6 protein-coding genes are annotated in these 9,117 nt (G+C 62.7%); all 6 read left to right on the forward strand.

The genetic code is table 11. From position 1 onward, the window contains the following. The 6 genes from VEB01_RS11825 to oadA all read left to right on the forward strand — a co-directional run bounded on the left by VEB01_RS11825 (position 1) and on the right by oadA (position 8,610). On the forward strand, positions 1-1,221 hold the full coding sequence (locus VEB01_RS11825; RefSeq protein ID WP_324875657.1) for a type II secretion system F family protein: 1,221 nt from the start codon (positions 1-3) through the stop codon (positions 1,219-1,221). Further along, complete coding sequence (locus tag VEB01_RS11830; protein WP_324875658.1) at positions 1,218-1,703, forward strand: hypothetical protein; 486 nt, start codon at positions 1,218-1,220, stop codon at positions 1,701-1,703. Before VEB01_RS11825 ends, VEB01_RS11830 begins: the two co-directional genes overlap by 4 nt. Positions 1,704-1,717: 14 nt before the next feature. Continuing rightward, positions 1,718-4,075 carry a DUF3438 family protein gene (locus tag VEB01_RS11835; RefSeq protein WP_324875659.1) on the forward strand — a complete coding sequence of 786 codons (2,358 nt, stop codon included), beginning with the start codon at positions 1,718-1,720 and terminating at the stop codon, positions 4,073-4,075. Further along, positions 4,059-5,243 (forward strand): autotransporter domain-containing protein, encoded by a 1,185-nt coding sequence (locus VEB01_RS11840; RefSeq protein ID WP_324875661.1) that lies wholly within the window; start codon positions 4,059-4,061, stop codon positions 5,241-5,243. Before VEB01_RS11835 ends, VEB01_RS11840 begins: the two co-directional genes overlap by 17 nt. 138 nt (positions 5,244-5,381) lie before the next feature. Continuing rightward, entirely contained in the window at positions 5,382-6,800 is a 1,419-nt protein-coding gene (locus tag VEB01_RS11845; protein WP_324875663.1) for an acetyl-CoA carboxylase biotin carboxylase subunit, read from the forward strand. A 7-nt stretch (positions 6,801-6,807) separates the two neighbouring features. Continuing rightward, the gene (oadA, locus tag VEB01_RS11850) at positions 6,808-8,610 is read left to right on the forward strand and encodes a sodium-extruding oxaloacetate decarboxylase subunit alpha (RefSeq protein ID WP_324875665.1); all 1,803 of its coding nucleotides are present in this window, start codon (positions 6,808-6,810) and stop codon (positions 8,608-8,610) included. Positions 8,611-9,117 lie beyond the last annotated feature (507 nt).

Here is a 9,117-nt window from a genome sequence, read left to right on the forward strand (position 1 = left end):
ATGCCTCAATTCCGCTATACCGCGCGCAATCGCCAGGGGATGGCGCAAACCGGCGTGACCGTTGCCGCCTCGCGCGACGATCTGATCGCCTTGCTCCGCCGGCAGGGCTTGCTGCCGCTGACCATCGCCGAGGATCGCCAGGCTTCGCTGGGCGACCGGCTGCGCTCGCTCAACCCGTTGGAATACCGTTCCATGAACGCCGTGGACGTCGCCCAGAACTTTCACCACATCGCAATGATGTTCAAAAGTGGGGTCAGCCTCCTGGAAGCCGTGGATCTCATCGCCGAGCATTCGCGGCTTTCGGTGCAGAAGGTCTGGCGGCGCGTGTCCGCCCGCATCCGCCAAGGCAGCAGCATCGCGGACGCTTTGGCCGAGCACAAGGTGTTCACCCAGTTGAGCATTCAATTGGTGCGGGTCGGGGAGAAGACCGGCTATCTCGACCGGGCTCTTCAGCACGCTTCGACGGAACTGGAGGAGCAGCGCAAGATCCGCTCGCAGCTGATCAGCGCCTTGCTCTATCCCTGCTTCGTGCTGCTGTTCGCCATTGGCGTCACCATTTTCATGCTGGTAAAGATCATTCCCGAACTCCAGAAATTCCTTTCCATCATGGGCCGCAAGCTGCCGCCCATCACCCAGGCGCTGATCGACACCTCCGAATGGTTTCAGGCCTATACCCCGGCGATCGCGGTGGCCTCGGTGGCGTCGACCGCCGTGCTGATAACCCTGTATCACTGGCCGCCGGGACGCCTGGCGCTCGACACGCTGATGCTGCGACTGCCACTGTTCGGGCGCATCTTCCGGCTGTCCGGAACGGTGGTATTCGCCCGCGCGATGGAAGCGCTGCTCCGCAGCGGCGTTCATATCGTCGAGGCCTTGGAGACGGTGGAGGGGCTGCACCGCAACCGCTATCTCGCCCGATGCGTGGCCCGTGCCAGGAAGCGCGTGACCGAGGGCGCCTCGCTGTCCGAGTCTCTGGCGGCCCGTTTCGGCTACATGCCCATGCTGGCCCGGATGACGGTGATCGGCGAAAACTCGGGCCGTTTGGACGAGATGCTGGGAGAGATGGCCGCGTTTCACCAGGACCTCCTTTCGAAAGACATACGCCGGATGAGCGGGATGATCGCTCCGGCCATGACCGTGATCGTCGGCGGCATCATCGGCTTCGTCTACGCCGCGTTCCTGACCGCCATGTTCGCCGCCGGGGGAGGATCTCCGCAATGATGTCCCAGTTGATTCGCAGCGGGTGCGCCGCGCTCGCCTTCGTTTTTCTGCGGCCGGCTTCCGCCGAGGATGCCGTGCCGCCGCCCGAGCCTTCGGTGACCGAAAAAGTGGAGTCGGTGCTCGACAAGCGCAACCAGGTGTTAAAGGACGCGGTACGGGAGATGGACGACCCGACGCGCCTCACCCCCGCGCTCCGCGACGCCTTGCGCAATGCGAGTCCGAAAGCGCCGGCCGCGCCCTCGGGCCAGGCGCCAGCCGCCAAGCCGCCCAAGGTTCGCCTGGTGGCCGCCGTTCGGGGAGGCGGGGACGATTCGAAGGCGATGATCGAGGTCGACGGCACGAATTACCTGATCGAGCCCAACGCGGAGATCACGTGCTACACCCAATCGGGCGAGCAATTCACCGTCCGCGCCAAGGCCTTCGACGACACCGGCATCCACCTCGAACTGCTTCCTTTCCGGCAGACCCTTATCCTGCGCTGACAAGAACCATCCGCATGAAACGTTTTCGCTTGATCTCTCTACTCGTGCCTGTTTGGGCGATTCTCTTCATCGCGGCTGCGGCGACCTGGCCCGCGCGAACGCCCCACGCCGCGGAGCAGGTCATTTCGGCCATCGATTTTCGCGACATCACGGTGGGCGATGCGCTGCGCATTCTGTCGGAACAATCGGGGCTGAACATCATCGCCTCTGAGAAAGCCGCGGGTCTCAAAACCGCGCTGTTCCTCCGCAACGTGCGGCCGATGGAGGTGCTCGACGCTCTGAGCCGGATGCACAATCTCTGGTATCAGAAAGACCCGGATTCGCGCATCGTGCGCGTCTACACCACGCGGGAGTTCAAGCTGGGCGACGTGGACGCCGCGAGCGAAGAGACCAAAATCTTCACGCTGAAATATCCCTATGCGCTCGAAATCGCCTACGCCATCCGCGATTTGTACGGCGAGCGGGTCGAGTTCGCGCCGGGTTCCGATCAGGCGGAAATCGCGGCCGATCTGCAAGGGCGGTTTCGCCGGTTCAATATCATCGATTCGCAGCGCACTCAGGGTTTCGGCTCAGGCGGAGGCGGAGCTTCGCAGCAGAATCAGCAATTGTTCCAGAACAACCAGACGCTGCAAGGCAGCGGGAACGGCTTTTTCCAATCGGGGCCGCGCGTTTCCAGACCTAGCATCAGCGATCGCAACGAGCAGGATACGCGTCGGCAAGCAGCGCAGGACATAGCGGCCAACCGTATGGAGGAAGCCATCATCAGCGGCGAGGATTTGCGCCAGCAGCTCAAGATTGCGCGTGCGACCGGCGCCGGCTCCTTGCTTGAAGAAGAGATCCAGCGGCGCATGTCGCGCATCTTCGTCAGCGTGCTGCGCTCCCAAAACAAGGTGATGGTCCGCACCCGCGACCATGAAGCCCTCGAACATATCCGGGCCCTGGTGGACGAGCTCGACCAGGAACTCTCGACCCTGATGCTGGAGGTGAAAATTCTCTCGGTGGATTTGTCGGACGGCTTCGATTCGGTGTTCAACTTCGACATCACCGCCGGCGATCTGGCCTTGTCGGTATTGCCCGGCGCCCGCGCCATCGATGCGGCGCTCCTGTCCACCTTCGTGAACAAGAAGTTCAACGCCAAGATTCAGATTCTGGAAAGGGAGGGGCGGGTCACCAGCGTGGCGACGCCGATGCTGCTGACCACCAATCAGGAGGTCAGCCGCATCTTCCTCGGCGAGGAACGGCCGGTGACGACCGGCTACGATGCCTCCACGAATACCTCCAGCCAGATTACCGGCGGACTGCTCACGTCGACCGCCGTCCAGCCTATCCTGGTGCCGCGCACCGAGTTGCGTTCGGTGGGCACCACCTTGCTGTTGACACCCAACATCAACGCCGACGGCACGGTCAGCATCCGCATCCTGGTGGAGCAGTCCGCCCTGGGTGCCAAGGCGAGCATCCCCCTGGCGGTGACCAATCAGCAGAATCAGTCGCAGATTCAGGATGCGCTGGTCGATGTGGTCAACTCCCGGACCTTCAGCGGCACGGTGGTGGCCAAGGACAATTCGCCCGTGGCCATCGGCGGCTTGATCGACGAGCAAGCTTCCGACAACGAGAAGAAGGTTCCGATATTGGGCGACATTCCGCTCCTCGGCGCCGTGTTCCGGGACACGGGCAAGCAAAGGACGCGGCGCGAGCTGATCGTGATCCTGACGCCCCATGTCATGAAGACGCCCAACGAAGCCGCGGAGGTCAGCCGGGGGGTGATCGAGGACGAGAGCATCCATCCCAATGTCCCGCAGATGGGCGGCTCCCTCGATATTTATCGCAATCCGGGCCGCCAGCACGACCGTTACAAGCTGGAGGACCAGTACAAGTTCTACGATACCCAGGACGATCTGGACGAATACCGAAGGCCGCCGCGCTCGCGTCCTAAGCGCCCGCCGGAATCGCCCGACGACGTGGTGACCAAACGGACCTCCGCCAAGGCGGCGCGGGCCGAACGGCCGGAAGAGATCTACGCCGAACTGACCCGCGTGGCCGCCGAAGCAATGCGCGAACCCGGCGTCACGGATTTGCCCTCCGGGATTTACCGGACCGAACTCGCCGGCCGCGATGCTCTGCCGCTGATGTCGAACCGGGACATCGAAGCGAGCCCCGTGGCCAGTTGGGAGAAAGACGGCATCCATGTCACGGCGGTTTATCTGCAAAATCGGGCACCGTCCCGCCGCAGCATCGATCATTACGAGTTGCACGGGCGCTGGCTGGCCGCGACCTTCGAATCCGAACAGCTCGCCAAGGCCGGAACAGCCGGCGACGGAACCTATGCCTATTTGATCTCGACGGAGCCGTTCCACCATGCGCTGCGCCGTTAGATCGCTGCAGTCGGCCTTGCTCGCGACCTGGTGCCTGGCCGGCGCCGCACAGGCCCGCACGATTCCGATTCCGGGCGGCGAAGCGCTTCCCGCGCTGAAGATGCACGTCTTTCATGCCGCTCCGGGAGAGCCGGCAACCGAGCGCGCATCGGACGCAAGAGTCGTTTCCGTCGAGCGCGAAGGCGCGAAGCCGCTCGAAATGCGGGTGTTTTCGGGACCGAGTGCCGCGCCCGTTCGCCATCGCGCCGATGCCGAGCCGGAAATAGCCGGCGAAATCCCGAAGAAACCGGATTCGAAAAGGCAGTATGAATTCGACTATAGCCTTTCCTCCGGCTATCGGCGGGACCGGCTGAACTGGAACATAGCCTCGCTGACCGGCAACCCGAACGTTCTTTCGGAACTCGAATGGACGGACATTCGGAGCGCGCAATTGGCCGGGCAGGCCGAGATCACCACGCCCCGCGGCTGGCACTTCGACGGCAAGCTCGGCTACGCCTGGGTGGTGGACGGCGACAACCAGGATTCCGACTTTTTGGGAAACGACCGCACGCTGGAATTTTCCCGTTCCAACAACAAGGCGGATAAAGGCCACATGCTGGACGCTTCGCTGGGCGTCGGGCACTCGTTTTTCATTCCCATGGGCAATGATCCGAACCGGCTCAGCATCATACCGATGGCGGGTTATTCCTATCAGGAGCAAAACCTCCGGATTCAGGACGGCCGTCAGACCATCTCCGCATACGGCTTCCCGGTGCCGCTCGGTCCTTTCGACGGGCTGGACAGCAGCTACGATACCCGCTGGCACGGGCCGTGGCTGGGCCTGAAGTTCCGGGCGCGGTTGCTGCCCGGCCTCAGATTAAGCCTATGGTCCGAATACCACTGGGCCGATTTCCACGCCGAAGCGGACTGGAATCCGCGGCAGGATTTCCAGCACCCCAAAAGCTTCAGTCACGATGCCGACGGGGAGGGGGTGAGAGCCGGCGGTTCCATCGATTACGCGATCACGCCCCGGTTGTCGCTCGGCGTCCGGGGCGACTATCAGAACTGGAATACCGATGACGGCAAGGACAAGACCTTTTTCGTGGACGGCGCCGCCGTGACCACCCGCCTGAACGAGGTTCAGTGGGAAGCCTTCTCCGCCTCTATCGGGCTGACTTATCGCTATTGAGCAGGAAGGTGCCGACAAGCCGGCATTCCCGCATTTCCACAGTAAAATCAAGGAAATGCCGCAATAGTCCCGATGTCAGGTTTCGGTAGAATAAGGTAGGCTGTTCGGATAAATCGGTTCCGATCTGCGAGAAACCACATGATCCGTAAGATTCTCATCGCCAACCGCGGCGAGATCGCCGTGCGCATCATCCGCGCCTGCGCCGAAATGAATATTCGGTCGGTAGCCATTTTTTCCGAGGCGGACCGTTTCGCGCTACACGTGAAAAAAGCGGACGAGGCCTATTGCATCGGCTCGGAAGAGTTGGCCGGTTACCTGAATCCCCATCGCATCGTCAACCTGGCCGTGGAAACCGGCTGCGACGCCGTCCATCCGGGCTACGGCTTTCTGTCGGAAAACCCGGAGCTGGCCGCTGCCTGCGCGGCCCGCGGCATCGTCTTCATCGGCCCGGATGCCGACATCATCCGGCGCATGGGCGACAAAACGCTCGCGCGCGAGACTATGATCCGCGCCGGCGTGCCGGTGACGCCGGGCAGCGAGGGTAACGTCGACAGTCTGGATATGGCGCTGAAGGAAGCCGAACGCATCGGTTATCCGGTCATGCTCAAGGCGACCTCGGGCGGTGGCGGGCGCGGCATAAGGCGCTGCGATACGCCTCACGATCTCCGCCAGAATTACGAGCGGGTCATTTCGGAGGCCACTAAGGCGTTCGGCAATGCCGAGGTGTTTTTGGAAAAATGCATCGAGCGTCCGCGCCATATCGAGGTGCAGGTGCTGGGCGATGATCACGGCAACGTGGTTCATCTGTACGAGCGCGACTGCTCCATCCAGCGCCGCAACCAAAAGCTCATCGAAATCGCGCCTTCGCCCCAGCTCACCCCGGAACAGCGCGACTACGTGGGCCGGCTCGGAGTGCGCGCCGCCCGTGCCGCGAATTATAGGAACGCCGGGACGGTGGAATTCCTACTCACCCAGGACGGCGAGTTTTATTTCATGGAGATGAACACGCGGGTGCAGGTGGAGCACACCATCACCGAGGAAATCACCGGCTTCGACATTATTCAGAAGCAAATCCGCATCGCCGACGGCGAACCCCTGAGCTTTACCCAAAAGGACGTGAAGATCGCCGGCTATGCCATGCAATTCCGCGTCAATGCCGAAGACCCGAAAAACGACTTCCTGCCGAGCTACGGCCGCATCACCCGCTATTACGCGCCCGGCGGTCCCGGCGTCCGCATCGACACCGCCATTTACACCGGTTATGAAATCCCGCCCTATTACGACTCGCTGTGCGCCAAGGTCATCGTGCGCGGCCGCACCTGGGCCGAACTGCTCGCCCGCGGCCGGCGCGTGCTGGGCGACATGGCCATCAGCGGCGTTAGGACCACGATGCCGTTCTACCGGGAAATTCTCGATCATCCCGATTTCATCAGCGGGCGCTTCGACACCGGGTTTCTGCAGGATCATCCCGAGCTGTTGAATTATTCCCAGAAACGCAGCCACGACGACGCGGCTTTGGCCGTCGCGGCCGCCATCGCCGCCCACGTAGGACTTTGAGAGAGCCATGAGCAAGGTTTACATCACCGACACCGTATTGCGCGACGCCCATCAATCCCTGATTGCGACACGCCTGCGCACCGAGGACATGCTGCCCATCTGCGACAAGCTGGACCGGGTCGGCTATTGGTCGCTGGAAGTCTGGGGCGGCGCCACCTTCGACGCCTGCATGCGGTTCCTGAAGGAAGATCCGTGGGAACGGCTGCGGAAGCTCCGCCGTGCCTTGCCCCACACCCGCTTGCAGATGCTGCTGCGTGGGCAGAATCTCCTGGGCTATCGGCATTATTCCGACGACGTGGTGGGGGAGTTCGTGCGGCTCGCGGCAAAGGAAGGCATCGACGTGTTCCGCGTCTTCGATGCCCTCAACGACATCCGCAATCTGGAGACCGCTATTAAGGCGGTGAAGGAGGCGGGCAAACACGCCCAGGGCGCCATCTGCTACACCCTGAGCCCGGTGCATACCGTGGATCTTTATGTGGAGCAGGCCCAGGCCCTGGTGACGATGGGCGCCGACAGCATCGCCATCAAGGACATGGCGGGACTCCTGACGCCCATGGCCACGGCGGAGCTGATTTCGGCTCTCTCGGCCGGCCTGAGCGTGCCGCTGCATCTCCATTCCCACGCCACCTCGGGCCTCGCCGAAATGTGCGAGCTCAAGGCGGTGGAGCACGGCTGTACCCACATCGACACCGCCATCTCTTCCTTCGCCGGCGGCACCAGCCATCCGCCCACCGAAAGCATGGTGGTCGCCCTCCGCGGCACCCACCATGACACCGGGCTGGATCTGGAGCTGTTGCAGGACATCGCGGCCTATTTCGCCGAGGTACGGAAGAAATACCGCCAGTTCGAGAGCGAATTCACCGGCGTCGACACGCGGGTTCAGATCAATCAGGTTCCGGGCGGGATGATGTCGAACCTTGCCAAGCAATTGGAGGAGCAAGGCGCGCTGGACCGCATCCTCGATGTCTTCGACGAAATCCCGCGCGTGCGCCGCGACCTCGGCTATCCGCCTCTAGTAACGCCTACGTCGCAAATCGTCGGTACCCAGGCGGTGCTGAACGTGGTCACCGGCGAGCGCTACAAGTCCATCACCAATGAGGTCAAGCGCTATCTCCAGGGTGGCTACGGCCGGCCGCCGGCGCCGGTGGACCCGGATCTGCAGCGCCGCGCCATCGGCCGGCAGCAGCCCGTCGAATGCCGCCCCGCGGACCTCCTGCCGCCGGAGTTGGAGAACTTGCGCACGGAAATCGGCGATCTGGCGGAGAGCGAAACCGATCTGATGATCTACGCCATGTTTCCGGAAGTCGGGCGGAAATTCCTTCAGGAACGGCGCGATGGCCGGCTGCAACCGGAGCCGCTGGTTCCGCCGGGTCCGATGCCCCAGCCGGCGGAACGCGGCGAGGTGCCCACCGAATTCAAGGTGTTCGTGCATGGCGAGGCGTACGACGTCCACATCACCGGCGCCAATTTCAACGACCAGCGCCACCGCCGGTTCTACATCACCCTCGACGGCGTGCCCCAGGAAGTGGATCTCGAGGTGCTGAGCGGCTATCAGCGAAGCATCACCGCCAGCGGCCGGCCGGTTCCGGGCAAACCGGGCGACGTGGTCACCGCCATGCCGGGCAACATCGTCGACATCCTGGTGCAACCGGGGGACACGGTGAGTGCGGGGCAGGGCGTCCTGGTCACCGAAGCGATGAAGATGGAATCGGAAATCCAGGCCCCCATCAGCGGAACGGTTGCCTCTATACACGTCAAAAAAGGCGATCGGGTGAATCCCAACGAGGTATTGATGGAGATCGAGGCTTAATGCTATCCATCGGCGGGTAGTTCTATCGGACCGATTGCTCTTCTGCAGCCGGTATAGGTATCGACACAAGGCGATCAGAGAACGAATCGCTTTGCGATAGCTTCTTTTACTGTGGGTTCTCGGACCCACGGCCGAGCTACTTTCTTTTGCGCGGCCAAAAGAAAGGAGCCAAAGAAAAAGCCGCCCGGTTGCCGCTTGACCCTTGCGCTCCTCGCTTTCGACGGGAGGCGATCGAAGGGCCATCCATGGCCCTCGATCGCCGCGCAGAATCCATTCTGCGCCCCTTACGGGTAATTCCCGCCGAAAGCTTCAGTGCTCGGCGCGGCAAACGGGTTTAGAGCGTTTTCCGAATGCCTGTATGGTCCCGTATGACACGCCCGAGCATCGCAGTCCTGAGCCGGAAAAGCCCGAAAGGGCGCGCGAGGGATCGCGCGCGGCGACCGAGGGACAGGAAGTCCCTTCGGTCGCCGCCGGCTCAGGGCGAGAAGCACAGGGCTAAGCGTGTCA

Origin of the sequence: Methylocaldum sp. (assembly GCF_035627495.1) — a bacterium.
GTDB lineage: Bacteria > Pseudomonadota > Gammaproteobacteria > Methylococcales > Methylococcaceae > Methylocaldum.

Bases quoted from the DNA above. Each gene is read 5' to 3' on its own strand.
- VEB01_RS11835 (WP_324875659.1), top strand. From the start codon at position 1,718: ATGAAACGTTTTCGCTTGATCTCTCTACTCGTGCCTGTTTGGGCGATT.
- VEB01_RS11825 (WP_324875657.1), top strand. From the start codon at position 1: ATGCCTCAATTCCGCTATACCGCGCGCAATCGCCAGGGGATGGCGCAA.
- oadA (WP_324875665.1), top strand. From the start codon at position 6,808: ATGAGCAAGGTTTACATCACCGACACCGTATTGCGCGACGCCCATCAA.
- VEB01_RS11840 (WP_324875661.1), top strand. From the start codon at position 4,059: ATGCGCTGCGCCGTTAGATCGCTGCAGTCGGCCTTGCTCGCGACCTGG.
- VEB01_RS11845 (WP_324875663.1), top strand. From the start codon at position 5,382: ATGATCCGTAAGATTCTCATCGCCAACCGCGGCGAGATCGCCGTGCGC.
- VEB01_RS11830 (WP_324875658.1), top strand. From the start codon at position 1,218: ATGATGTCCCAGTTGATTCGCAGCGGGTGCGCCGCGCTCGCCTTCGTT.